This window comes from Lachnoanaerobaculum orale (assembly GCF_003862485.1).
Classification (GTDB): Bacteria; Bacillota; Clostridia; order Lachnospirales; family Lachnospiraceae; genus Lachnoanaerobaculum; species Lachnoanaerobaculum orale.
On the sequence record NZ_RRCM01000001.1, the window covers coordinates 583,384 to 610,143 of the forward strand.

Below are 26,760 nucleotides of genomic sequence, written 5' to 3' on the forward strand. Positions count from 1 at the left end.
AGGTATGAATCTTCTCATAATAGATGATGACAAAGATTTGCTAAAATTATTAAAGCTAACCTTTGAGAAAGAATATAATGTTGTTATTTGTGATTCGGCACTGAAAATCCGGCCAAGTGATTTATGTAAATATGACTTGATTATTCTTGATATAATGATGGAAGAAATGTCGGGTTTTGAATTTTTGACTAAATACAGAAATATGATAGATATTCCTATTATTTTACTTACAGCGAAAGATTTTGAAAAAGATAAAGTCGAAGGATTTGCACTAGGGGCAGATGATTATGTGACAAAACCGTTTTCTCTTGCTGAAATTAGAGCAAGGATAGCAGCACATATCAGACGAGAAAATAGAGAAAAACATTCAAAACTTATAGATTATCCGATATCTTGTGATTTGCTTTCAAAAAAAATTTATTTTGATAATGAAAAGATAAGTTTTACAAATAGCGAATATGAAATTTGTGAGTTCTTATTAAAAAATAAAAATCAAGTATTTTCGAAAGAAAAAATTTATACGGAAATTTATGGCTATGACAAGGAAGGTGACAGTTCTACAACGATTACCGAAAGAATCAAATTAATAAGAAGTAAATTTGAGCCATATTATATAAATCCTATAAAAACAGTTTGGGGAGTTGGTTATCAGTGGGAAATAAAAAAAGTTTAAGATATTTAATCAGCAAATACGCAATTATGGAGTTGGTATATACTTTATTTATCATTTTGCTGTTTTATGTCGGATTAAATGTATTATTAAATACCGGAGTAGTATATCCGGCTAACTATGCTGACATTCAGTCGGAAAAAGTGGAAGCAGGTTTTCAAACAGAAGATTGGACAACGGCTGAAATACCATATTATTATGATTTTTTATATTTGAAAGACGGGAAAATAATAGAAAATACCATTGATAAAAAATATGATGATTTAGTAAAGGAAGCCATAAAAAACGGAAAGGCAACAAGCGATGAGGTTATAGGCTCAAATATTTTTAAAGCTTATACTATAGGAAATAGACAACTGGTAATAAGATACAGAGTTAATGCTATATTTGCCAGTGAAAAGCTTTATAGACTCTTTGAAAATTTCGAGTGTGGATATATTGTCCTGATACTAATTATTTGGTTTTTGGGATTCGCTTTGTTTCTCATTCGCTCATCAAATATATTAAAAAGGGAAATCCACAAAATTGCGATGGCTAATGATAACATCAGTCGTATGGATTTGGATTATGAGAGAGAATATTCTAAGTATAAAGAAATAGATGGAGTACTGGTTTCGATTGATGTACTGGCTAAAAATCTAAAAAAGTCTCTTGGTGAGCAATGGGATATGCAAGTTAAGCAAAAAGAGTTGGTGGAACAGCTTACCCATGACATAAGAACACCGATAACACTGATTAAAGGAAATTTAGAACTATTAAAAGAAGAGCATAGTGATTTATCTTCTGAAAGATTTGCAGATATTTCAAACGGTATTGACAGACTGGAAAAGTATATTGATAAATTGAAAAAATTTTCTTATACAATGGAAGGAAGAAAAGATGTTGTAAGTAATGAAGTGATTTTATATTGGATTGAGATAATGTCCGGTATATGTAGGTTAAACGGTTTGAATTTGGAAGTAATAAAAAGTGACTGTAGTAATATTAAGCTGGATAAAGAGGAAGTAGCTGTAGCTCTGCAAAATATAGTTACCAACGCGGTTGAATATTCTAAAAAAGGTTCTAAAATAACGGTAGAGTTTAAAGATGAACCTGAAGAGTTTATTTTGACAGTCAGAGATGAAGGAACAGGTTTTAATAAAGACTTATTACCTTTACTTACAGAAAAATTCATTTCCGGAAAAGTAAAAGATAAGTCTAATAAACATGGTTTAGGCTTATGGGTAGTAAAGAATATTGTCTCGGAAAATAACGGCAACTTGTATTTGAAAAATTATACAGGAGTGACTGCAGGGGCTGAGGTTAAAATGGTATTTAATAAATGATTGAAGAATAATTACGGTTAAGGATACCCTTTTCCAATAAGAGTAAGGAGGATAAATGAACGAATTTAATAAGTACAAATTATTAAGCGAAGGTAAAGCATTTGGAGATAGAGCTAAAATTGCTTTAGTATTACTTGATAGCAACACAGCTTATGAAGAACTAAAGGTGGAAGGTGCACAAACTTCAGTTGCCGGAAGTTATAGCTGTGTCGGTGGAGATCCGGCTTCAATACTTGAAATGATAACGATAGAGTTGATATGCCGCAATCCTCGTGATACCTGGTATTTGCCTGACAATGTAAAATTTTGGGACAGGAGATTTGGCAGTTTGTTTGAAACAAAGTTCTTTTGTTATGATGACGATGTAGAAACTTGGAGCAAAATACTGAATAAATTCTTTATAAAGCTGCAGTGGATGCCTAAAAGAGAAGATTACAGTTCAACAAAAAGTTATAATAATGCCTGGGGATATTTTGCAGAGCTTTTAGCGGTAGTAAAAGAAAACAATCATCCTGAATTTAATGTTTATTATGAGATTGCTACCGGGAAAGGTATGAGTGATTCAGTATTTGAAAGAAAGCTAAAAGAGCTGGCAGAATTAAAACAGTCATTTGAAAAAGGGTAAATATTATCATTTAATTAAGCCGACAGAGTTTAAATTCTGGCGGCTTTTTGAAAATTTTACTCAATTTCCCCTGAGGCTCTAAGCCCCAATATAAATTCTTCAAAGTTAGATGCAAGTATAATTATCTCGAAATCATCTTCTTGTATACATATTGATACCTTCGGTTCTCCGTCTTTGCCACAATCTCTGTAGTCTAAATATATCATTTCATGTCCACCTGAGATTGTATCGGCAATAATAACACCTACATTTCTTGGATATTCCCATTCATCATGCCAAAACTCATTTCCGAATTTTCCAAATAAGGAATCTTCTTTTTCTTCCGATATACTGTAGAATTCCTCTACATCAACACGGTACCTATTCTTTTCATCAAACCAGACATTTTTATTGGGTTTACCACCGTTTTGTGTTTTCATAAGCTCTATATATGATTTCGGTAACTTAACGCCCAGTCTTTTTTCAGCTTCTTGCACCATCTCATCTGTTAAATTCTCTCCGGTACAGACTTTATTTATATACTCACTTTCCTTCCAAAAACTTTTAAAGTCAATATTATCAAACATTGTTGATCCCCACTTTTTTCAAACTTGAATTAACTTATCAACTTATATTATAATCATGTTTAGCAATTAAAGTAAATATTAATAAAGATAAATCCTACCTAGGGGAGGTTTTAATGAGTGAAAATGGACTTATGGATTTGAAAAAATATATGATAAAGCTGATTGAACATTTAGGCAATGAAAATATTGTTACAGGTGTAAGTGCAAATGATTTAGGTAGTAAAACATTTGATGAGTTGGTTATTTTACTGAGAGATACACTCAAAGAAGAATACCCGAAGACAAAGTTGAAAAGAATTATGAAAAGCGTTCATTATGCAAACGGTTTTAGTGATTCGGATTTGAAACAAAGTGCATTTATACTTGATGAAATTGAACAGTATCTTTGTATAAACAAATTTCTTAATCATGATAAGTCGGTTAAGTATTTTAATAAGCGTATAGTATCAAACGAGTTTGAAATAAATCCACAAAATATGGTTTTGCTTATGATAGAAAGTTTACTTTGCAGTAAGGGTAAGTATAAAATTATAAGAATTTAGGAGAATATATGTATTTAGGTAATCGAAAGTTTTTGAAGGATTCTATAGAAGTTGCACATGAGTATCTTAAAACTGCTATGCAGGATGAAAAATCTGCGGTTATACTTGAGAGCAGGGAGCTTTATAATCAGGCTGCGTATTTTTATGTGCAGGCTATGGAAAAACAAATTAAAGCAAAAATTGCTCAGATTGTTGATGTGACAAATGCTTACTATAAGGAAATGATAAAAAAGACTATCGGGCATTCACTTGACAAGTCAATTGAGATATTGGTGCAGATATACGGCAAAGGTAATGCTATGGTTGAGGACAGGCTGAGAGAACAGCTGATTACAAAGGTTCTAGAGGATATCAAATTCTCGGCACTTCACAATAAAACCAGATATCCGGATTTTGATGAGAATAAGAAAAAATATGCTGTAATAGAGATGGCCAAGATAGATTGTGTGGAGCTTGCAAAAATGCTCAAAGCACTTAAGCAATACTTAACGGACTTGGAAAGATATACTGACTTATAGGAACGGAATGATTACGGTTGGTAAAAAATATGTGTGATTATTGTTCAGATATTAAAAAGACAGAATACTTTTCCTCGCCCAAACTATATGAAGAAACCATAGAGTATATTAAAGATCTGGTTGAAAACAGGGGTTTTATAGTAGTTGAGGAAAGTTGCAAATTAGGGGAACATATAAAAGACGGACATTGGATTGATGATATAATTTACCATGTGATAAAATGTCCGAAATGTGGGAAGAAATTTACCTGCACTGTAAATACATATAGAGGTGGCGGGTCTTTTAAATAAAGGAGGAATTATGAGTTTTTTATTTGTGGCACTTGGTGGAGCTATAGGAGCAATGGCGAGATATGCGATAAGTCTTATACCGGTTAAAACAGGATTTCCGATACTTACACTTATTACAAATATAGCAGGTGCGATATTGATCGGTTTTATTGTCGGGTTTACAAGTAACAAGGATAATATATCGGGTAATACCGTGCTGTTTTGGAAGACGGGTGTATGCGGCGGATTCACTACATTTTCAACATTCTCACTTGAGGCGTTTAACTTGCTTGATAATAAGCAATATACATCAGGCGGATTATATATTGTATTAAGTGTTGTATGCTGTATATTCGGTATCTTATGCGGAAAGAGGTTGGCTTCGGTGGTAAAGTTATAAAAATATAATATAACGGTGGAGGAGTAAGATATGCTGTTGGATGCAGAAAGATATGCAAGTGTTATCGAATACGGTAAGGACGCAGTAACTAAAATCAACGAAGGCAATTTAAAAGAGGGATTTGAAAGTGCAGATAAAGGCTGGAGTGCATTCCCGGAGTCCGGAGCCAAGTGGAATCAGGGCTATGGGTATGCCAAATCTTTCTTTAATAAAGCTATTGAAAATAATGATTTGGTAAATGCCAAAATATGGCTTGAAAGAATGACTGAAAATAATGATAACCTACATAATTTTGATGAAGAATTGGAGCATATGAAGGGAAAGTATGCATATGAAAGCGGTGAGCTCGATAAGGCGTTTGAAATATGGCAGAAACTTGTAAAGATAAAGGCGGTAAGTTACAGATACTTTGAATATGACGATCCAAAGTACAAGGAATTTTATAAGTCTAGGAAATAAAATATAAAGCACATAGCTTAAAAAATTCTGCTATGTGCTTTTTAATTTTATGAGAATCGGCCTTTAGCCATCTCATATGTCTCATCTGCAAGAGACATTGTAGATTTTCTATGTGAAACCAGTACAATAGTCTTTCCTGCGCTTTCCTCTGAGAGTGACTTTAAGATAATACCCTCGTTCAGTACATCAAGATTGCTGGTAGGCTCATCCAAAAGCAGAAAGTCACCGTCATGCAGGAAGGCTCTGGCAAGCCCTATACGCTGCTTCTCACCGTCTGACAGTGAATCACCCAGCTCACCGACATTGGTGTCATAGCCGTTTGGAAGACTTGATATAAAATCATGTATACTTGCTTTCTTAGCAGCATTTTGAATCTCTTCAAGAGTTGCATTTTGCTTTGCAACTCTTATATTATCTGCAATAGTTCCCTGAAACATCACAGTTTCCTGAGTAACATATCCTGTCATTTCACGAAGATCCTCGGTGTTAACATTTTTAATATTCTTACTTGAAATATGAACTTCACCTGTATTTACGTCCCAAAATCTCATTAAAAGCTTCAACAAGGTGGATTTACCGGATCCGCTTACACCATGTATTCCAAGGACCTTACCTTTTTTGATATCCAGTGAGACATTTTCAAGTATATTCTCTTCACCATATGAGAAGCTTACATTATCAACATCTGCACCTTCAAAGGATGTAGCTTCTTTTCCTGATACTTCTTCTACAGTAGGTTCTTCCTCAAGCAATGATAATACACGTTCACCACTTGCCAGAGTTTGACTAAGATTGTTTGAGAGAGAAGACAGTGCTGCGGTAGGACCGAATGAGCTGATCATAGCCAATGTTGCAAGGATAAGTTGAAGAAAATCGGATATTTTGTTCATATACAATATGAGCATAAAAAAGAACATTCCCCAAGAAAAAAAATGAATAACAAGATTGGTGACCGCTTTTTGAGAACCTTCAAATACACTTAGATCTTCCTGAGTGTAATATAGGTTTTGCAATCTTTCATCCATCTCATCCAATCGCGCCGACCCTTGATTATATTGAAGTATTTCATCAATTCCATAGGTACTGTTGATAATGAAGTTATCAAGTTCGCCCATATTGTTTCTATAATTTCTACCGCTATCGGCAGTACGTCGACGGTTCCAAATAGGAAGAATTACTCCTACAGAGATATAGGCAAATATTGAGAATACAGCTGCAAGAGGATGTTGGTACCACATGAATACAACCATTATAACGGATGTTATAAATGCTATTGCTATAGGCGATACGGTATGTGCAAAAAATACCTCCAACAGTTCTATATCGCAGGTGATTACAGTAATCAGATTTCCTTTTTCCTTGTTCTCAAGTTTTGCGGGACAGAGCTTTCTAAGTGCCGCAAAAACCTTGTGTCTTATGATTGCAAGAATACGGAATGCAATATAGTGGTTGCAATATTGTTCACCGTAGTGGAAAACAGCTCCTGCCACGGCGAATACTATAAGTGCCGTCATAAGTACTCCTGAAGCATCATAACCTACTGAAAAGCCGCCGTGAATGAATTTATAAATGCCGTATATTATACAATAACCTCCTGCAACTGTAAGGAAGATAGCGCATAAAAATCTAAGTACTCCAAGTAAAATTCCAAGTAACATAATGCCTGTTAACGGCTTTATCAAAACAATCAAACTCTTCATAATTGACAGTCCGGATCTTCTTGTGTTTTTTTCCATTATACTATTGCCTCCTTTTTCTTTGAGAAGTTCTCAAGATTCATTTGCTCTGTAAACAGCTTTTCATAAGCACCTTCATTGTTCATCAGTTCATCGTGACATCCGGATTCGATAATGCTTCCGTTTTCAAGCATAAATATTTCATCACTGTCAACTACATTGGCCAGTCTGTGTGATATAAGTATAACGGTTTTTGTTTTTGATAACTCATGTATTACATTCATTATTGTCTCTTCACTGTCTGCATCAATATTTGATGTTGCTTCATCAAAAATATATACAGGTGTATCATGAAGAAGAGCCCTTGCAAGCGAGAGCCTCTGCTTTTGTCCTCCTGAAAGGTTGCCCGCATTTGAAGTCAGGCATGTATCAAGTCCCTTTTGAGAGTTTACAAAGTCAAGAAGATTGACCTTCTTAAGTGCCTCATTCATTTTTTCCTCTGTAGCATTCGGGTCATCCATCAAAAGATTTTCTCTTACTGTACCTGCAAATATCCAACTGTTATGTCCCACTAAAGTAAAATGAGAGAGTATTGTTTTATTTGTAAGTTCAATATGTTCATCATGATTTATCTTAATACTTCCGCCGTAGTTTGAATGTCTTCCCATAAGTATGTTTGCTATGGTAGATTTACCTGAACCTGATACACCTACTATAGAAACAAAAGACTTCGGCTCAACAGTTAGATTTATTCCTTTCAATACGGTCTTACTTGAATCATATGAAAAAGAAAGATTCTTTAGTGATATTTTCACATTATTATCTGTTATCTCTTTATTACCTCTTTTTTGTTCAGGAAGGTCAAGGAATGCGAATATACGATCACTTGCTTTCATGCCGTTCATTCCTATATGGAAGAAGCTTCCAAGTGTTCTCATAGGAAGGAAGAACTCTGCGGCTAAGAATAAAACAATAAACGTATCCGACATAGTAATTCGGGATCGGGCATTGTAAAACTGTGATAAAGCGCTGATAATTCCTGCAGCTGCACCGCCATATGCTATGAAATCCATAATGAGAGTACTGTTAAGTTGCATCATTAAAACCTTCATAGTTATTTTTCTAAACTTTTCAGACTCTTTGTCCATATCATCAGCAGCTTTCTTATCGGCCTGATAAATCTTAAGCGTTGTCATACCGTTAAGCTTTTCAAGGAAACTGTCTCCAAGACCGTAATATATATCAAAATAACGACTTAGAAGTTTTTTTGAAATCGTTATTACAAGTATAATTACTATAGGAATCAGAAAAACTGCAATAAGCATAACAGTGGCGACTTTAATATTAATCTTCATTATAACAAAGAATAGAGTTATCGGAGCAATCAAAGAATATAATAATTGTCCAAGATATTTGCTGAAATACACTTCAAGCTGTTCTACGCCTTCACCTGCCATTTGAACTATTTCAGATGTGTGAATCTGTTCTTTGTATGAAGGGCCGAGACGGAGTATTTTTTCGTAAATAAGATTTCGCAATACCTTTTTTACATTGGCACCTGCATAAAAGTTTTGGGTTGTGTAGGCATAATCACATAATGCCCGTACCAAAATATAACCGATTATAAAAAGAGCATCTATGATAATTTCCTTTTTTGACAGTCGGTTTATTGTAATCATTCCTATGCGATCGGTAATGTTAAATACAATAGATATTTGCATAATGAGTGATACCCATTGCATCAGAACTCCGCATAATATATGTTTACCGGAGCCTTTCAACAGACGAATAAGCCTCATACTGATCATAAAATAAAGACCTCCATGATTTTGTTGTATAGAATAAATATATCATATATGGAGTTAAATTTTAAATGAAAGTGTATTCTTTTTTATTTTACACAATGTATAATAAGTATGTTATAATGTACCCACAAGTAGGGTATTTACTGTATATAGTCATGGAGGTTTTATATGTACTATACAATTACATTGAATCCGGCTATTGATATGCTTACAAAGGTTGAAAATTTTGAACTTGGTAAGCTCAACAGGACCGGTGAGTCGAAATATGTTGTGGGAGGCAAGGGAATAAACATTTCTCTGTTGTTAAAAAACATCGGTAAAAAGAGCAAAGCACTTGGCTTTATTGCCGGATTTACAGGGTATTACATCAAAGAGGAATTAAAGAAGCAACAAATAGATTCAGACTTTGTTGAAACGGACGGGTTTACAAGAATCAACATAAAACTTACTACAGAAACCGAGACTGAAATTAATTCACAGAGTAGCAGTGTAAATAAGAAAAATATAGATGATTTCTTTAAAACTTTAGACGGACTTTCAAGTGAGGACTGTGTATTTTTATCGGGAAACATTATACCGGGAATGGAAGCTGACGACTTTGTAAATATAGCAAAGAAAGTAAGAGAAAAAGGCGCCAAGCTCATAGTTGACAGTAATAAGGATATGGTACTGAATACTCTTAAATACAAACCTTTTGTAGTAAAGCCTAACGAGTTTGAACTTGGAGAGATGTTTGGTGTAAATATAGATACTGTTGAAGATATTGCAAAGTATGCAAGAAAGCTTCAGGAAATGGGCGCTTTAAATGTATTGGTTTCAAGAGGAAGCAAGGGAGCAATACTCTTTACAGGGGAAGGTGAAGTTTTCAGTGCAAATATTGCAAAGGGAAAGGTGGTTTCCACAATAGCTGCAGGTGACAGTATGCTTGCGATGTTTGTAGCAAAGTATGATGAGACCAAAGACTATAAGCTTAGTTTACAGTATGCATCGGCGGCAGGAGGAGCGACATCATTTTCTGCAGGTGTAGGAAGAAAAGAGCTTATTGATGAATTATTGGTACAAATAAAAGTAGATAAATGTAATCTGTAAAGGAGGTTATATGACTTTAACAGAGTTGATCAGATTTGATTTGATTCAGTTCGGGTTCAAAGCCACAGATAAAAAGGATGCTTTGAACAAACTGACCGATATGCTTGTGGAAAAGAAGGTTATCACTACAAAGGATGAGTTTTTAAATGCTCTTTTGGAGAGAGAAAAACTTTCCACAACCGGTGTGGGAGACGGGATAGCCATACCGCATGCCAAGGCAAGTTGCTTTGATAAAGCAATGATTATATATGCAAAAAGTGATGATGGTGTGGAGTGGGAGAGTTTTGACTCTCAGCCTGCAAAGCATATATTTATGATCTGTGCTCCTGCAAACGGAGCGGACGAGCATCTTAAGGCGCTGTCCACACTTTCTACGGCACTTATGAATCCTGAGGTGAAGGGCAGACTTGACAAAGCGACCACAAAGGAAGAGGTACAGAGTATATTTGAGGACTTTGTAAAATCGACTGAGGAGCCAAAAAAAGAGCCTGAAGAGGAAAGTACCAAGTCTGATGAGAAAAGAAAATATATTGTAGCCGTTACAGCCTGTCCTACAGGTATTGCGCATACATTTATGGCTGCCGAGAAGATAAAGGAAGCCGCAAAAGAGATGGGACTTGATGTAAAAGTTGAGACCAACGGACAGATCGGCGTTGAAAACAAGCTTACAAAGGAAGATATTGACAGGGCCGAGGGTATTATAGTAGCGGCTGATAAAAAGGTCGAGATTGCAAGATTTGACGGACATCCTACATTGTTTACAAAGGTTGCCGACGGCATCAATAAGCCTAAGGAACTTATACAGACAATACTTGACGGCAAGGTAAGCATATATCATCATAAGGGCGATGAGGGCAGCAGCGAAGGTGATGACGGTGAGAGCGTAGGAAGAAAAATCTACAAGTACTTGATGGACGGTGTCAGCAATATGCTTCCGTTTGTTGTGGCAGGCGGAATACTTATAGCTTTATCATTTTTCTGGGGCATCAATTCATTTAACCCTGAAGACCCGAGCTATAATAAGTTTGCCGAGCTTTTGTTTGTACTCGGTAAGCTGTCATTCAGTATGATGCTGCCTATACTTGCAGGTTTCATAGGAAGAAGTATTGCGGACAGACCGGGATTTATTGTAGGTATGGTAGGCGGTATACTTGCAGACCCTAGTATACTCGGTCTAAAGAGTGAGGCGTGGTTAAGCTATACACCTTCAGGATTTTTAGGCGCACTGGTAGCGGGATTCTTGGCAGGAGGCATTATAATCGTACTCAGATATGCATTCTCATGGATTCCCCGCTCAATGGACGGTATCAAACCGATATTTTTATTCCCTGTACTCGGATCATTTATAATGGGAGTGTTGATGTTGTTTGTAGTGAATGCACCTATGGCGTTTATTATGACGGCATTCAAAAACTTTATTGAAAGTATGAGCGGCGGTGAAAAGGTTGTATTAGGATTTATTGTAGGATCTATGATGGCTATAGATATGGGCGGTCCTATAAATAAGGCGGCATATGTCACAGGAACGGCACTTGTTACTACAGCAGGTACAGCCGGAAGTGATGTAATGGCGGCAGTTATGGTGGGAGGTATGGTACCTCCGCTTGCAATCGCACTTTCCGCTACAATTTCAAAGAAGCTTTGGTCACAGGCACAGAGAGGAAGCGCTTTGGTAAACTATGTTATGGGACTTTCATTTATAACTGAAGGGGCAATACCTTTTGCGGCAAGTAATCCTTTAAGGGTTATACCGCCTCTGTTTTTATCAAGCGGTGTGGCAGGAGCTTTGAGCATGGTATTTGATTGTAAATCAAAAGCACCTCACGGCGGAATGTTTGCAGTATTGGTAGGAGCAGTTTCAAATCCGATTATGTATATAATCGCACTGATTGTAGGTACGGTTATGGGCGCACTTCTTTTGATAGTGTCACTGAATCTTGGAAAAAAGAAAGAAAACTAGAACTTACAGGCTTATGGGTTTTACCATAGGCCTTTTTTTGCGTTAAAATTGTATTCAGTAAGAATTATTCTATGATATAATTATTTGTAAGACTTATATAGTTTGAAACAGAATGGAGATAAGATGGAATTTAGAGCAATGAGAAGATTCAAACAGCAACTTTCAGAAGATGAGTGCGTTGAAATATTAAAGAGTGCGCCAAGAGGAGTTATAGCTATGAACGGTGAGAACGGATATCCGTATGCCATTACTATAAATCAATATTTTGACGAGACTGACGGTAAAATATATTTTCACGGCGCACTTCAGGGGCTGAAGGTAGACCTTTTGGAAAAGGATAATAAGGTATGTTTTACAACTACAGACGAGGGGCATATAGAAGAGGGAGACTGGGCAAATACCTTCAAAAGTGTGGTATGTCTTGGTCATGTAGAGGAAGTGAACGATGTGGAAAAGATCTATGATAGGTTGAGAAGGCTTGCAAATGGATTTTATCCAAGTGAAGAATCCATTGAAAAGGAAATTGAAAAAGCAGGCAGTAGAGTAAAAATGTATGTGATAAATATTGATCATATGACGGGTAAACTGGTACATGAAAAGTAAGAAGTCGGCACATTGATAATGGTGCTTTGATGTTTTGTAAGATATGAGTATGAATTAAATTTTGGAACCGGCGGAGAATACATATGACAAAAAAGCGACTTATATGTGTATTGTTGTTTATAATTTCGGCTGCAATAAGTATATACAGCTACTTGCTGTTGGCTAATCAGACTCAAATATTGGAATATATAGAAGAGTCGGCCACAAAAGAATTATTTGTTGAGCATTTTTTACTTTTTATAGGTTTTTATCTGATTTTCAGAGTTGTAAAAAGTAAAAGTATAATTGTTTTTACGGTAAGCTTTATATCAGGAACATATTTGTATCTGCATCAGGCCGCCACGGCTTTGATTATAGTCTTTATATATGTTAAGGCGCTGATATGGCTTGGAGAAATATTACTACTGTTTATAAGAAAAAAATATAAAGAGGAGAGCAATATGACAAGGATGTTAAACAGCTTTGTTATAGGCAGTCTTTTTTATATTATTTCTGTTTGCATAATGTCGGCCTTACATATAGCTTCAATAGAAGTGCTGAGAGTATATACACTTTTGCTTGCAGCGCTCACTATAGTGTTATATCTTTGGCTTAGAATTTTTAAAGTTATAGAAATAAAGCCCGATTCTATATTTGAAGAAGAGTTTGTAAAGCTTAAGGGTAAAAATTACTTCTGTGTAGGTACTGCAATAATGCTTTCGGCTTTGCTTTTGCAGCTTGGCAGAATAAATATTGCGCTTGACTACGACTCATTAAGATACGGACTCAGGAGCTTGTCGGTACTTATCGGAAATACCGGAATCTATGACAAGCTTGGCACTGTAAATGATGTATATGTATACCCTAAAGGGCTTGAAATACTTACACTGGCTTTGAACAATAAAATTACTTTCGGTTTTGTACTCAGCTTCAATTATATTTGTGCAATATTGATGCTTATATGTGTATATGAGATAATATCGGTATGTACTGAAAGTATAAATAAGGCATGGCTTGGAGTTGTACTTGTATCAGTGACACCTGCCGTTATGAATATGAGCATATCTGCAAAGACGGATATGATAACATTGCTTATGCAGCTTGTTTCGGTGCTGAATATCTGCCTTTATATCAAAAGTAAGAAAAATCTCTATATAATATTTGCACTGACGGCATTGCTTGCAAGCATTATATATAAGCCCACAAGTCTTTTATTCAGTTTCGGAATAGGAGCGGCAAATCTTATTTATTTATTTTTTGAGCATATACTTAATAAAAACAATCCTGAGAGAGTAAAGGATAAGAAAAGTTTTGATGTAAGTTTTATATATCTGCTTGCATTTCCTTTGCTTGCCGCAGTATTTGTATATGCAAGGACATATATGCTTACAGGGCATATCATCACATCTGTGTATTCATCTGTATGGTATAAGCTTGGAATACAGACAAAGTATCCTTATACGATCGGAATATATAAAAGTGGCGGTATGAATATGTCATCCGGAGAGAGTGTGGATATGCTCTACAGGTTGTTTCAGCTTTTTATAGCTCCGACTAAGGAAGTGCATATCTATATTGCGTCGCCGACTGTACTTATAGCGGTATTGGCAGGTGTATCAATTATACTCTTTGTGAGATTTTTATTTAAGAAAAATAATAATAAGGAGATATTTGCATACATCGCTGTTTTATTGGCGGTGGATGCCTTGGTAAGTTTAATAAGCCTTTTTATATTGAATCAGATAGACGGCAATTATTTTATACTGCTTTTCACACTGATAATAACGGCAACCTGCTTTTTGGTGGAGAGAGATTCTCTAAAGTATCTCTTTAGAGGACTGCTACCCTGTATAGTTTTTGCATTTTTTATAACAGGTTTAACAAACTGGGCAGGCGTAAGAGGACTCAGTACAAAAATAAATGACGGAAGTACATTCGGAATCTACAATCATCATACCAAGTTTTTAGACAGAGACTTGAAAGAGAGAAAAGAGTTTGCAGACGCGTATGAGGATTTGAAGGAACTTGGAAATCCCAGAACGCTTTTATTGTCGGATGACGATTCATTATCCGCTCTGGGACTTGATATCAGGACATATACGGATATTACGGGAAGTGGCGGCAATCCTGCAGTGGTAAAGACACTTGACCACTTCAAAAGATACCTTGACTATGCACAGATTAAGTATATCTGTGTGGATAAGGAATATTTAAAGGACAGACAAAGAGCATCGGATGTGGTGAAATATATGTATGAAGAGGGCAGTACAAAAATTTATAAAAAATATGGTGATGTAGTGATATATAAAGTGGATGTGAAGCAGAACTAATCGGTAATTTTAGGGAGAAGAGATATGATAAGAGGTTGGAAAGATAAGCTTGAAAAGTATGTAAATTTGAATGAAGATATCTGTGTGGATATGCAGATTTGCGGTAATGCGGAGTATGATTTTTGCTGTTTCGGAGTGGACCGGGAAGGGAAACTCTCAGATGACAGATATATGGTGTTTTATAATCAAAGGCAAAGTCCTGAAGGTGAGTTATCCTTAGAAGATATAGGGAACGGTGTTAGGTTTAAACTTAAGCTTTCAAAGTTACCTGAAAAAATAGACAGACTGATTTTTACTCTGAGTATAGACGGCGCTCAGACGGTAGGGGAGATGCAAAGCCTTACTACAAAGGTATATCAGGCAGGCAAAGAAAGTATAGATTTGGAACTTAGCGGAAAAGACTTCTCAAATGAAAGGGCTGTTATAGTTATAGAAATCTATCGCAAAGATACCTGGAGAATCGGCTTTGTGGCAGGTGGATTTGACGGCGGACTTTCCGCGCTTTTGAAGCATTTCGGCGGAGAAGAGATAAAAGATGAAAATACTGATGATACGCTAAAAGAGACAAAGAAGCCTGAGGCTACAAACACCGGTTCTGAAAGTGTCACGGTCAAAAAAGTATCGCTTGAAAAGAAACTTGAAAAAGCTCCCCATCTTGTCAGCCTTGTAAAGCCGCTTGTATTTGAGCTTAAGAAAAAGAATCTTGAAACCACAGTTGCAAGAGTAGGGCTTGTTTTGGATATATCGGGATCTATGAGTCAGCGTTTTAAAAACGGAACTGTGCAGGAAATAGTGAATAAGACATTACCTTTAGCGGTACAGTTTGATGATGACGGTGAACTTGATTTTTGGTACTACGGTACTACAGCCAGAAGAATGAAGAGTGTAAATCTTGACAACTACATGGAGGCGGTTCCGGTTGATTGGAAGCGTCTTATGATGGAGCTTGGCGGAAGGAATAATGAGCCGACAGTACTTAAAATGGTGGTGGATGCCTATAAAAACACAAAGATACCTGCATATGTGCTGTTCATTACAGACGGAGGAGTCAACCATAAGAAAGAAATACAAAATATTATTACAGAGGCTTCACATCTTCCAATCTTTTGGCAGTTTGTAGGAGTCGGAGGACAAAACTACGGAATACTTGAAAGGCTGGATACTATGACGGGAAGATATGTTGATAATGCCGGTTTCTTTGCACTGGATGATTTCAAGAAAGTATCAAATGAAGAACTTTATGCAAGACTTTTGGAGGAGTTTCCGAAGTGGCTTGAGGAGATAAGGAAAAAGGGAATGATTTAGACGAGGTGATTTATGCCTTTTAAGATTATAAAAAATGATATAACAAAGGTAAAGGCGGACGCAATTGTAAATACGGTAAATCCGAATGTAAAGATAGGTGAAGGCGTTGAGTATGCCATATATAATGCGGCAGGTAAAGATGAGCTTTTAAAAGCAAGAGAAAAGCTTGGGTATATGCCGCCGGGTGAGGTGGGTATCACACCTGCCTTTAAGCTTGATGCAAAATATATTATTCATGTAAGCAGTCCGGTGTGGACAGGGATTTGGTACGGAGAACGCCCGCCTGAAAGTGTTTTTACAAAAGATACGATATTACTTACCGATTGCTATATGAAAGCTCTTTATATGGCGGCAGAAAACGGATGTAAGTCAATAGCTTTTCCTTTACTTGCGACAGGTACATACAAATTTCCGAAAGAGATAGGTATGGCTGTGGCGGTAAGAGCTTTTACAGAATTCTTGAAAAACTATGATATGGAAATTTTTCTGGTGGTATTCGGAAGGGATTCTTTTAATATTTCAGGAAGTCTGTTTAGAAAAGTAAAGAAATTTGTAGATTATGAAACAATATGTGCCGAGTTTGCTCCCGGAGACGATTCAAATTGGATTGACGGCAGTATAATTGATGATGATTCAGACAGTTTTGATGGAGGAAATCACTACTATTATAATGATGGGAGAGCTAAAAGTTATCGGGATATAAGTGAGGACGAGAAGCCAATTGAAAGTTATTGGGATATAAGTGAGGATGACAATGATGAATTATACTATAAAAGTTCGCAAAGGTCACATAAGTACTCCGAATCACGTAAGCACTCCAAATCTTTAGAGGAGTCGCTAAAGAAAATCCATAAGTATTCATTTGCAGGCTATTTGCAGCAGCTTATAAACAAAAAAGGAATGAAAAATTCCGAAGTTTATGCTACGGCAAATATTACAAAGCAATATTTTTCAAAGCTTATAAACGGCAAAGTAAATCCTTCAAAAGAGAAAGTGATTGCACTTGCAATCGGGCTGCACCTGAATATGGATGAGACAAAGGACATCTTGAAGATTGCGGGATATGCTTTCTCACCTTTTTCACAGACCGATACTGTAGTGAAATACTTTATAAACAATAAAGATTACAATGTAATAAAATTGGATATTTTACTTTATGATTTCGGATTGGATCCGATTTCAAGCTGACAAAGGTCGCCTCAGGGTTGACCTTTTTTATTTTAATTTGATGTATCATAAGTTTACAAAATAAATTTAAGGAGAATCTTATGGATAAGAATTTAACAGAGATAGTTTATATACTTGACAGAAGCGGTTCAATGAGCGGACTTGAGGCGGATACTATAGGCGGATTTAACTCTATGATATCAAAGCAAAAAGATACCGGTGAGAGTGCGTATATTTCAACAGTATTATTTGATACTGTAAACGAGGTGATACATGACAGAGTACCTATTGAAAAAGTGGAGGAGATGACGGAAAAGGAGTATTTTGTAAGAGGAGGTACCGCACTTTTGGATGCGGTGGGAGGTGCTATACGGCATATAGCAAATATCCACAAATATGCAAGGAAAGAGGACAGACCTGCAAAGACCGTTTTTATTATAACCACTGACGGAATGGAAAATTCCAGCAGATATTATAATTATGAACAGGTAAATAAGATGATAGAAAAGGAACAAAAAGAGTACGGCTGGGAGTTTATCTTTATCGGAGCAAATATTGATGCGGCAAGAGAGGCGGAAAAATTCGGTATCCGAAGAGACAGAGCACTAAATTATGTACCTGACGCAATGGGTACAGGTGCGGTATATGAAAGTATCTCAAATGTTACATGTGGTGCTATGAGAGCAAAGAACGCAGGTGATATAGGAGCATTTTTAGATAGTGGCGAGTGGGGAAAAGTTATAAAAAAAGACTTTGAAAAGAGAGCAAAAAAGCGCAGATAAGGCCATTACATATATGTTATAATGGTAGATGAGTAGAGTAATAATGCATGATTATAGGAGAGATTTATGAGTTCAACCACATTGATAAAGAATAACAGCGGTGTTACACAGGTTTCGCTGCAGGCAAAATTTTTAGGTAAAAGATGTATAAGCATCAGCGGAGAGATAAATGAGGAGTCGGCTGTTGACTTCACAGATAAGATACTTGATTTGAATCTGGAATCAAATGAGCCTATAACTGTGCTTATAAACAGTAACGGCGGTGAAATAAACAGTGGACTTTTGATGTATGATGCAATAGTAGGCTCAAAAGCTCCTATAAGAATGATATGCAGAGGTAAGGCTTACAGTATGGGTGCAGTACTTTTTGCCTGTGCAAAAGAAAGGTATATGCTTCCAAACAGTGAACTGATGTTACATCAGCCTATGCTTGGTGGCAGAGTTTCAGGAAATGCCTCAAGTATAAAGAGTATATCCGACAGTATGCTTGAAACAAAGAAAAAAATAAACAGGTTGCTCTCAAAACATACAAAAAAGAGTGAAGAAGAGATAGATGAGGCTACAGGTTTTGACCATTATTTCTCACCGGAGGAATCTATAGAATTCAATCTTTGTGATGAAATAATAGAGTTTTCAAAAGTTATTGACTTTATAAAAGAGGTGGAGTGGTAATGAAAGTTAAAGCAGACAGAGTGATTTTGGGTGAAGACTGTGTATACAGTACTGACAGCAATGTAACCGGTATCAACAATAATATTTTGGTAGTAGGAGGATCAGGTTCCGGAAAGACCGTTTCTATAGCTGAAGCATTTTTACTTGAGTCATATAACAGAAATATAATTGCTACAGTGACTAAAAGAAGAATAGTGAAAAAATATATTCCGCTTCTTATGGAGAGGGGATACAGTATCTGGGATCTTGACTTTGTACATCCTGAAAACGGAAATGTAGGCTATGATCCGCTTGATTTTGTGAAGAGCTATCAGGATATAGTATTTGTGGCAAAGAGTATAGTTGATGCAGATAAGAAAAAAGAAAACAGCAATGCAGACCCTTATTGGAATGAAGCCGCTACATCACTTTTTTCGGCCATCATAGCATATGTGCTTATGAAAAAGCTACATCCGAATTTTGCCGATGTGCTTGAGATGATTGACAAGCTTACATTTGAAGAGGACGGCGGATCGATAACAACCTGTTATGACTTTGAATTTTTCAAGCTTGAAAAGGAGAATCCGTCAAATTTTGCTACAGTGAACTGGAAATCTTTTAGAAAATTGCCTATAAGAACGGCAAGTTGTGTGTTCGGCGTACTAAATGCGGCAACCTCATATGTATTCACTCCGGAACTTAGAAAAATATTCAGGTTGAGAAGGAAGATAAGTTTTGAGAGATTGGCAAGAGAAAAAAGGGCGTTATTTGTGACCAGCAGTCCTGTAAATCCAAGTTTAAATACTTTTATAAATATGTTTTATGCACATATATTTAAGGAACTATTTGAGATAGGAGAAAGAAGAGAGAGCGGGGTGTTGCCAAGGCAGATACATATGCTGGCGGATGACTTTGCAACAGGCTGTCCTGTGCCTTTATTTGATCAGTATATCTCTATATTCAGAGAAAAGGGTATATCTGTGACACTTCTGGTACAGTCGGAGTCACAGCTTTCATCACTCTATGGAGACGACAAAGCCACAACTATCATTAATAACTGCGATACATATGTGTATATGGGTTCGAACGATTTGGAGACTGCAAAGAATATTGCAACAAGGGCAGGTATACTGACTGAAGACTGTTTGAATATGAAACTTGGCAATCAGATAATCTTCAGGAGAGGATCAAAACCGATATTTTCTAAAAGGTACAATATTTTTGAGAATAAACTTTACAAATCAATACCGGAGAGTTTTAATGGTGAAGATAAAATATATGCCTTAAATGAGGAAAGAAATTCATTTATCAGAGAACTTAGAGCCGGTATAGGTATGGATGAATATGATTGTTTTGATGAAAACGGTATGTTCAAACCGATGAGCAATGAGCATGAAGCATGCGAATATTTTGACAGTGAATATTTTAAAAAATATACGGACGGTGAAGATCCGTTTTAAAATAAGGTATCATATGAGGGGGGGATATAATGTCAAAATCCGATTCAAAATCACAAGTTAAATTTATGTCTGCGATGTTTAAAGGAAAGGAAATATTTAAGCCTTTAAATACAGGTTTTATTGATGAAAGAGTGAGTTGTATCAGGGAATATGTGGCCAATATTTTCTTTTATACAAAGAACGGTCATACGATAATGATTGATGCGGGGTATAACTACGAAAAACTTGCAGAAAAGATGAGCTGGCTGAATATTGATTACAAAGATATAAAAGAGATTTTAGTTACTCATTTGGATACTGACCATGTGGGAGCGATTGAAAAAGACAGTGAGGGTATATTCAAAGACTCGACAATATATATCGGAAGAATTGAAAACGAGTACTTAACGGGAAATAAGCGTAGAAAGGTCTTTTGGGGATTATATAAATTGCCGAGGGTAAACATTGATAATAAAAAGGTTTTAATTGATGACTCTCAAGTTATTTTTATCGGAGATATTAAGATAGAAGCCTTCATTGTGCCGGGGCATACATGGGGGCATCTGGTATATCTTATTGACGATATGTACCTGTTTACAGGGGATACAATTTGGTTCGGAGCTGACGGAGGATATGCATTTTTAAATACACTGGCGGAAGACGGAAAGCTTCAAATAAAATCGTTGAAAAGACTTGAAGAAATTCTTAGAAAAAGAAATCTTAATCTAAAGATTATTACAGGTCATACAGGTTGGACTGATGATATAGACTTTGCCTTTGCGCATACCGATGAAATTTGCAACTCGTTAAGGAGAAAGCCGAAAGTCCATGATCCTAAAGCACCTTATGACGGCTTTGATGAAAGCGGTGATAAGAAAGAAAATATAGAAAAAGGATTACCAAAAATATTGCAGAAGTAGTATAGTGTAAATATATTTTTATGCAAAGGAGAACATTATGTTGGAAGTAGGAATCAAAGGACAAAGAGAAACTGTAGTTACCAAGGAGAAGACTGCAACAGGTATCGGAAGCGGACTTTTGGAGGTATTTGCAACCCCTATTATGATTGCACTGATGGAAGAGTCGGCATTTATGAGCGTAAATGAAATACTGGATGAGGGCTTTACTACAGTAGGTATTGCAGTGGATATAAAGCATATAGCGGCAACACCTGTAGGTATGAAGGTGGTTGCAAAGTCTGAGCTTATAAAGATTGACGGAAGAGAGCTTACCTTTAATGTGGAGGCGTATGATGAAAAAGGACTTATAGGTGAGGGTGTTCACAAGAGATTCATTGTAAATAATGATAAGTTCCAGGCAAAGACTGACAGTAAATTGGAAAAGTAAATATATATAGCTAAAGTGCAAAGGCAAGAGCTGATGCACTTTTTTTATATTAAGACTATTGTTATATATAGTATTTTACTTTTATGATAAGATACATAAAAAGGAGGATGCTATGAAAAAGAGATTGTTATATTTGATTCCTGTAATATTTTTGCTTTCAGGCTGTGGTAAGAGCGTTTCCATATCTATAAATTTACCCGGAAGTGAAAGTAAGATAAGTGAAAGCAGCGATACAGACGAAAGTGAAGTTACAGATGCTCAAAAAGCCACAGATGCCACAAAAGAGAGCGAAAAAAAGGGCGTAGATATGCTTGATGCAAATGTGTATTATAAGCCTCAGGACGGGTATCAGCCGCCTGAAAATGTGATACCGCAGATAAGAGCAGACAATAAAAAACTTGAGGATACTGTAAAAAAGATAAATTCAGTTTGGACAAGCGACTATTCAAAAATACAGCTTACAAGGTATGATTCCAATATATTCAGCCTCTTGATAGATACTGTAACAGTTGACAATTCAGCTTCAAGTGAAGAGTTAAGAGGTGTCAATATAAGCTCAAGAACAGGCAAGGAGCTTAAGATTACGGCAGTTTTAAAGGATGCAAATACTCTGTATGAGAAATTGATGAGTGATCATGATTTTGTAGATAGTTATGATGATATTGATAACTTTAGTGAAAAGCTGAAATCGGTTTTGACAGAGCCCGATGCTTTTACTGACGGTGAGAACAAAAACAGTGATGTTGCCTGGTCACTAAGCAACGGTGCACTTATGATATATATGCTTGAAAATACAAAGTATGGAAAGCAGTCGGTGTCTATTCCTATCGACTATATAAAGTATAAGGAGTTCTTTAAGCCTGATATACTTACTTTACCGGATGATTATGCTTTCAAAATCATCCTCGATAGGGAGATGAGTGTAAATATAGACGGAACAGAGCGTATTGTGGAAGTCGATGAGGAAATTGACGAATACGGTGTATTACAGGAAGTTGAATTGAAAATTGACGGAGTCAAGAGAGAATATAAGGATGACAGCTACAGCTACGGTATTACAGATGCATATATTTTTAAAAAGGGAAATTTTGCATATCTCTACCTTGAATTGACTTATGATAATGACTATAGGAGTATTAAGGTAATTGATTTGAATAAGAATGGTGAACAGTCTGATATCAGTGAGTGTTTTGCGGATACCGCTCCTCTAAATCCGAATAAGTTCTACCTTGGCGAGAGGGTTGCAACTATAAGCACTGTAAATGTTGAAAGAAAGTACACATTAGGTGAGGAAGGCAGTCCTAAGGCATTGGAAAACTACTATACCATTGTTACTCCTGTAAGCTTGGTAGCTAAAATGGAGTTAAGCGGAGAGCGTTTAAAGGGAATAAACGGAAGTTATGACAGCAGTATTAATATTCCTGTAGGAATATTACTGACACCTGTAGGCAGTGACAATGAAAATTTTACAGATTACAGTACAAGTAGCGGAGATATTATAAGGATACCTATGCAAAAATCATCTGACGGTGAAATAACCATAAACGGTCGAGATGTAAGAGATGTATTTGACGGTACATTCTTTGCGGGTTGATATGAATACAAACCGGATTATTATTCATGTGGATATGGATGCCTTCTACGCTTCAGTAGAGATGAGGGATGATAAAACTCTTATAGGTAAGCCGCTTATTATAGGTTCTATGCCAAGTGAGAGGGGTGTTGTTGCAACCTGTAATTATGAAGCCAGAAAATACGGTATACGCTCAGGTATGAATATTAAGGAGGCATTTAATCGTTGTCCTAAGGGGATTTTCAAGCATCCGAATTTTGATAAGTATAGGGCGGTATCAAACAGCCTGCATAAAATACTTGAAAGCTATACCGATATAACGGAGTATATTGCACTTGATGAGGGTTATCTTGATCTGACAGAGAAGGTATCTTCGTGGGAGGAAGCCGGAAAAATAGGATTTGAGATCAAAAAAAGGGTAAGGGAGGAGCTATCTCTTACCTGTTCTGTAGGTTTGGCATATTCAAAGACCGCAGCAAAGACAGCAAGTGAAGAGAAAAAGCCTGACGGATATTTTGAAATAAAGACAAGAGAAGATTTTGTAAACCTTGTAATTGACAGGAATGTGAGAGCATTGTATACAGTGGGCAAAATGACTGCAGGGAAGCTTCATATGTATGGGGTAGATACTGTGAGAGATTTACAGGAAAAGTCGGATTTTGTAAAAAAATTCATGGGCAAACAGGGAGAATATCTTGTTGATCTGGCTTTCGGATATGATAACAGAAAGGTAATACCCTACAAACAGGAGGATGCCAAGTCAATCAGTAAGGAATTTACGTTTCAAAAGGACGTATCAAGCTTTAAACTTTTGGACGATGTGCTTTTTATTTTGTCTTTTCGTGTAGAGGAAAGAGCAAAAAGACTTGGACTCTACGGAGAGGGAGTTTCTCTTAAAATCACCTATTCCAATATGAAGAGTATCACAAGGTCAATGCTTGTAGATGAATGTAGCAATGATGCTTATACAATATACGAGAGTGCAAGTATGCTCTTAAAGAATGTGAAAAAGGGTGAGATAAGGCTTATAGGAACGGGAATATATCATCTGAGAGAGGAAGAGGGCAGGCAGCTTAGCTTTAACGATATTTTTTCCGGAGAGCGTTATATTATAAGCAAAAAAGTGGAGGATAGGTGGCGTGAACTGAAAAATTATTATAAAATAGATTTTGATGAGATAAAAAATTCATCAAACAGGCTTAAGACTTATGAATATATAGAAAAAATGAGAGAAGTTATGGAGTCTATGTAACAAAAGACTCAAAACATATAAGAAAGGATCATATATGAGAACTTTTGATGAGCAGGCTATAGTTTCTATAGCACCTAATGCGAATGCGGTTTCAAACGGCAGAAAGCTGTCATCAGGAAACAGTTTTGTAAAAAGAATGAAGTCGGCTGATGACAGTCTTTATTTTGGTGAGTGCAAAGGAAGTGGAAAGAGCAATTATAATGTTTCCATAGACTTTGAAAAAGAGGGTGAACCGGTATTTCGATGTTCTTGTCCAAGCAGACAGTTTCCATGCAAACATTCTATAGGCTTGATGTTTGAGATGAAAGAGGGCAAGAGCTTTGAAACGGCTGAGATTCCTCAGGATATTTTGGATAAGAGAGAAAAGATAGAGGCAAGAGAAAAGAAAAAGGCCGAGAAGGAAATTGAAAAGGAGAAAAATCCTGACAAGCCGAAAAAAACAAGTACAGCCTCAAAAGCGGCTAAAACAAAGAAGATAAAGAAGCAGATTGAGGGCTTGGATCTGTTAAAAGATGTTATGAGTCAAATAACAGGTTCAGGTGTGGCAGCTTGCGTGGATAAAGCATTTGATAAAAAATATGATGAACTGGCAAAACAGTTGGGAGATTACTATTTGTCGGGAGTACAGATAATATTTAAAAGATTTTTAAAATCTCTAAGAACGATAAAAAATGATTTGTTTATAGAAGAAATAATAAATGATTATCCTAAGAGCTATATAGATGAGTTAAGAAACGACTATCCAAATGACTATGTTGAGGAGTATTTGTTGTCTTTAGCGGTAAAGGAGCTAACAAAGCTTAGATATATCGAAAAGAGAGCAAGGGATTACCTTAATAAAAAGCTTGAAAGTGATTCTACCGACCCTGATGATAATATACTCTATGAGGCACTTGGCGGAGTATGGAAGCTTGAAGAACTTGGAGAAACAGGTCTTAAAAAGGAAAATGTATCAATTGCGGAGTTAAGCTTTATATCGGAATATGATGATGTAAAAGCAGAGTATATAGATAAAGGCTATTGGATAGATCTTGATACAGGAGATATAAATTATACAGCCAATTATTGCCCACTAAAAGCAAAGAAATATATTCAAAGAGATGACAGCTTCTTTGGTAAAAAGTTTATTGAAAAGCTGTATTTCTATCCTGCAAATGAGGGAGAAAACAGAAGAATCCGTTATGAGAGCGGCAGAGATGAAGATTTGGACATAGATGATATTAAAAAAATAAGAAGTTTTGCAAAGAAGAACATAACAGAGTTTTTAAAGCCTGCTAAAAATATATTGAAGGCTACTTTATCAGATAATGCTTATGGGGTACTTTTTGAGTTTGCAAAGATAGGTACAAACGGCAGTGATGTTGTAGCAGAGGATAAAGAAGGAAAGCAGATTTTACTAAGGGCTATGACTAAGGATAAAACAGCTATGGACGCAATATTCGGACTTCCAAGTAAAGACTATCTTAAAAATCAGGTGTTATTCGGACTGGCACATTATGACTCGATGCTGAAGCAGATTTGTGTAGAGCCAAGAAGTATTATCACGGAAAACGAAATACTCAGATTGGCATATTAAGGGAGGCTATTATGAATTTGGATATTTTATATAAATTACAGGAACAATTAAGAAACAGTGTAATTACAGGCAGCTCTCTTATAAAGGAAGACTTCAGACTGAAAAAATGTGTAGATGATATGGAAGCACTTTCAAAGGCGGCGCCTGTGTTTGCTCAGATTAAAAAGCAGGCAGATGAGCTGTTTGTATGTGATGATCCGGGTGAGAAGACTTTGGATCTGCTTGCACTTGTGGATGCGGTTCTTGAAACTCAGGCAGGTATATATGAAACCGGTGAGCTTTCAGATATTGAAAAAAGCTGTGGAAGGGTCAATGGAAATTATTCTTATAAGATGCTTGAGCCTGTTATAACTGCACTTACTACAACAGGAAGCGGAAGATGGGATATATTGGTGGAAGCCAGAAAAGAAAACCCTGATATATTCTTAGATTATAGAATATTGCCGAAGTTTATTGCAGGACTTGGAGACGGATACAGTGAGATCTCATTTGCGATCGGAAGATGGATCATGCAAAACGGAAAGATGATGGTAGAGCCGCTAAAAAGAGGCTTTGATCCGATGGGAAAGAGTGAGATGTATCTAAGATTTGATATTATCGCGGACCTCGCAAAAGAAGAGGAAAATGATTTTTATTTGTCTGTTATAAACGGTGAGGCAAGGAAAGATATAAGAAAGAGGGCTATAAGGTCTTTGATGTATAGTGAAGATAATATAGACTTTTTGATTGAACTTGCAAAAACATCCGATAGAGCAAGTAAAACCGATGCTATAGAGACTTTAAAGACATTTAATAATGAAAAGGCGATCGAATTTTTAAAAACTGTAGAAGTTAAGAAGAAATAAAAGGTGA

General features: G+C 36.2%; 26 protein-coding genes. 23 read left to right on the plus strand and 3 right to left on the minus strand.

All coding sequences use genetic code 11. The annotated features are described in order from the left end of the window. Positions 1-4: 4 nt before the first annotated feature. From EHW90_RS02875 to EHW90_RS02885, 3 genes are read left to right on the plus strand one after another with little or no spacing between them, the layout of a single operon-like run. Positions 5-673 carry a response regulator transcription factor gene (locus EHW90_RS02875; RefSeq protein WP_060930391.1) on the plus strand — a complete coding sequence of 223 codons (669 nt, stop codon included), beginning with the start codon at positions 5-7 and terminating at the stop codon, positions 671-673. After that, the gene (locus EHW90_RS02880; protein ID WP_124951090.1) at positions 652-1,995 is read left to right on the plus strand and encodes a sensor histidine kinase; all 1,344 of its coding nucleotides are present in this window, start codon (positions 652-654) and stop codon (positions 1,993-1,995) included. The genes EHW90_RS02875 and EHW90_RS02880 overlap by 22 nt, the downstream gene beginning before the upstream one ends. 55 nt (positions 1,996-2,050) lie before the next feature. Next, on the plus strand, positions 2,051-2,620 hold the full coding sequence (locus EHW90_RS02885; RefSeq protein WP_009446453.1) for a hypothetical protein: 570 nt from the start codon (positions 2,051-2,053) through the stop codon (positions 2,618-2,620). A gap of 56 nt (positions 2,621-2,676) precedes the next feature. Here the strand turns inward: EHW90_RS02885 and EHW90_RS02890 are convergent, their stop codons facing one another. After that, complete coding sequence (locus tag EHW90_RS02890) at positions 2,677-3,186, minus strand: SMI1/KNR4 family protein (protein WP_124951092.1); 510 nt, start codon at positions 3,184-3,186, stop codon at positions 2,677-2,679. A gap of 113 nt (positions 3,187-3,299) precedes the next feature. On the opposite strand from EHW90_RS02890, the gene EHW90_RS02895 reads away from it, so the two are divergent. Genes EHW90_RS02895 through EHW90_RS02915 form a run of 5 tightly spaced genes read left to right on the plus strand, consistent with a single transcriptional unit; the run spans position 3,300 to position 5,374 of the window. Then, positions 3,300-3,728: a hypothetical protein gene (locus EHW90_RS02895; protein ID WP_009446451.1), complete on the plus strand. Its 429-nt coding sequence runs from the start codon at positions 3,300-3,302 to the stop codon at positions 3,726-3,728. An 8-nt stretch (positions 3,729-3,736) separates the two neighbouring features. Beyond that, positions 3,737-4,246: a HEPN domain-containing protein gene (locus EHW90_RS02900; protein WP_124951094.1), complete on the plus strand. Its 510-nt coding sequence runs from the start codon at positions 3,737-3,739 to the stop codon at positions 4,244-4,246. Positions 4,247-4,263: 17 nt separating this feature from the next. Then, positions 4,264-4,536 carry a hypothetical protein gene (locus EHW90_RS02905; RefSeq protein WP_330507728.1) on the plus strand — a complete coding sequence of 91 codons (273 nt, stop codon included), beginning with the start codon at positions 4,264-4,266 and terminating at the stop codon, positions 4,534-4,536. A 10-nt stretch (positions 4,537-4,546) separates the two neighbouring features. Further along, positions 4,547-4,915 carry a fluoride efflux transporter CrcB gene (crcB, locus tag EHW90_RS02910; RefSeq protein ID WP_124951096.1) on the plus strand — a complete coding sequence of 123 codons (369 nt, stop codon included), beginning with the start codon at positions 4,547-4,549 and terminating at the stop codon, positions 4,913-4,915. A 30-nt stretch (positions 4,916-4,945) separates the two neighbouring features. After that, the gene (locus EHW90_RS02915; protein WP_124951098.1) at positions 4,946-5,374 is read left to right on the plus strand and encodes a hypothetical protein; all 429 of its coding nucleotides are present in this window, start codon (positions 4,946-4,948) and stop codon (positions 5,372-5,374) included. A 47-nt stretch (positions 5,375-5,421) separates the two neighbouring features. Here the strand turns inward: EHW90_RS02915 and EHW90_RS02920 are convergent, their stop codons facing one another. Continuing rightward, the gene (locus tag EHW90_RS02920; RefSeq protein WP_124951100.1) at positions 5,422-7,110 is read right to left on the minus strand and encodes an amino acid ABC transporter ATP-binding/permease protein; all 1,689 of its coding nucleotides are present in this window, start codon (positions 7,108-7,110) and stop codon (positions 5,422-5,424) included. Next, the gene (locus EHW90_RS02925) at positions 7,110-8,858 is read right to left on the minus strand and encodes an ABC transporter ATP-binding protein/permease (RefSeq protein WP_124951102.1); all 1,749 of its coding nucleotides are present in this window, start codon (positions 8,856-8,858) and stop codon (positions 7,110-7,112) included. Before EHW90_RS02925 ends, EHW90_RS02920 begins: the two co-directional genes overlap by 1 nt. A 165-nt stretch (positions 8,859-9,023) precedes the next feature. On the opposite strand from EHW90_RS02925, the gene pfkB reads away from it, so the two are divergent. The 15 genes from pfkB (at position 9,024) to EHW90_RS03000 (ending at position 26,753) form a co-directional block, all read left to right on the plus strand. After that, positions 9,024-9,944 (plus strand): 1-phosphofructokinase, encoded by a 921-nt coding sequence (gene pfkB, locus EHW90_RS02930; protein ID WP_124951104.1) that lies wholly within the window; start codon positions 9,024-9,026, stop codon positions 9,942-9,944. A gap of 10 nt (positions 9,945-9,954) precedes the next feature. Further along, positions 9,955-11,904, plus strand: coding sequence for a PTS fructose transporter subunit IIABC (locus EHW90_RS02935; protein WP_124951106.1), 1,950 nt, complete (start codon positions 9,955-9,957; stop codon positions 11,902-11,904). A 123-nt stretch (positions 11,905-12,027) separates the two neighbouring features. Continuing rightward, complete coding sequence (locus EHW90_RS02940; protein ID WP_124951109.1) at positions 12,028-12,507, plus strand: pyridoxamine 5'-phosphate oxidase family protein; 480 nt, start codon at positions 12,028-12,030, stop codon at positions 12,505-12,507. A gap of 83 nt (positions 12,508-12,590) precedes the next feature. Beyond that, positions 12,591-14,816 (plus strand): beta-carotene 15,15'-monooxygenase, encoded by a 2,226-nt coding sequence (locus EHW90_RS02945; RefSeq protein ID WP_124951111.1) that lies wholly within the window; start codon positions 12,591-12,593, stop codon positions 14,814-14,816. Positions 14,817-14,840: 24 nt separating this feature from the next. After that, positions 14,841-16,121 (plus strand): VWA domain-containing protein, encoded by a 1,281-nt coding sequence (locus EHW90_RS02950; protein WP_124951113.1) that lies wholly within the window; start codon positions 14,841-14,843, stop codon positions 16,119-16,121. Between the two features lie 12 nt (positions 16,122-16,133). Further along, positions 16,134-17,309, plus strand: coding sequence for a macro domain-containing protein (locus tag EHW90_RS02955; protein WP_124951115.1), 1,176 nt, complete (start codon positions 16,134-16,136; stop codon positions 17,307-17,309). Positions 17,310-17,389: 80 nt separating this feature from the next. Next, positions 17,390-18,070, plus strand: a complete 681-nt coding sequence (locus EHW90_RS02960) for a vWA domain-containing protein (protein WP_124951117.1) — start codon at positions 17,390-17,392, stop codon at positions 18,068-18,070. Between the two features lie 66 nt (positions 18,071-18,136). Continuing rightward, positions 18,137-18,742: a ClpP family protease gene (locus tag EHW90_RS02965; protein ID WP_124951119.1), complete on the plus strand. Its 606-nt coding sequence runs from the start codon at positions 18,137-18,139 to the stop codon at positions 18,740-18,742. Beyond that, positions 18,742-20,181, plus strand: a complete 1,440-nt coding sequence (locus tag EHW90_RS02970; protein ID WP_124951121.1) for a type IV secretory system conjugative DNA transfer family protein — start codon at positions 18,742-18,744, stop codon at positions 20,179-20,181. Before EHW90_RS02965 ends, EHW90_RS02970 begins: the two co-directional genes overlap by 1 nt. Positions 20,182-20,210: 29 nt before the next feature. Continuing rightward, positions 20,211-21,080, plus strand: a complete 870-nt coding sequence (locus EHW90_RS02975; protein WP_124951123.1) for an MBL fold metallo-hydrolase — start codon at positions 20,211-20,213, stop codon at positions 21,078-21,080. Between the two features lie 37 nt (positions 21,081-21,117). Further along, positions 21,118-21,507 (plus strand): thioesterase family protein, encoded by a 390-nt coding sequence (locus EHW90_RS02980; RefSeq protein WP_124951125.1) that lies wholly within the window; start codon positions 21,118-21,120, stop codon positions 21,505-21,507. Positions 21,508-21,619: 112 nt separating this feature from the next. After that, positions 21,620-23,101 carry a hypothetical protein gene (locus EHW90_RS02985; protein ID WP_124951127.1) on the plus strand — a complete coding sequence of 494 codons (1,482 nt, stop codon included), beginning with the start codon at positions 21,620-21,622 and terminating at the stop codon, positions 23,099-23,101. Position 23,102: 1 nt separating this feature from the next. After that, complete coding sequence (gene dinB / locus EHW90_RS02990; RefSeq protein WP_124951129.1) at positions 23,103-24,332, plus strand: DNA polymerase IV; 1,230 nt, start codon at positions 23,103-23,105, stop codon at positions 24,330-24,332. Between the two features lie 34 nt (positions 24,333-24,366). Next, the gene (locus EHW90_RS02995; RefSeq protein WP_124951131.1) at positions 24,367-25,908 is read left to right on the plus strand and encodes an SWIM zinc finger family protein; all 1,542 of its coding nucleotides are present in this window, start codon (positions 24,367-24,369) and stop codon (positions 25,906-25,908) included. 11 nt (positions 25,909-25,919) lie between these two features. Beyond that, positions 25,920-26,753, plus strand: a complete 834-nt coding sequence (locus EHW90_RS03000) for a HEAT repeat domain-containing protein (protein WP_124951133.1) — start codon at positions 25,920-25,922, stop codon at positions 26,751-26,753. Positions 26,754-26,760: the final 7 nt, after the last annotated feature.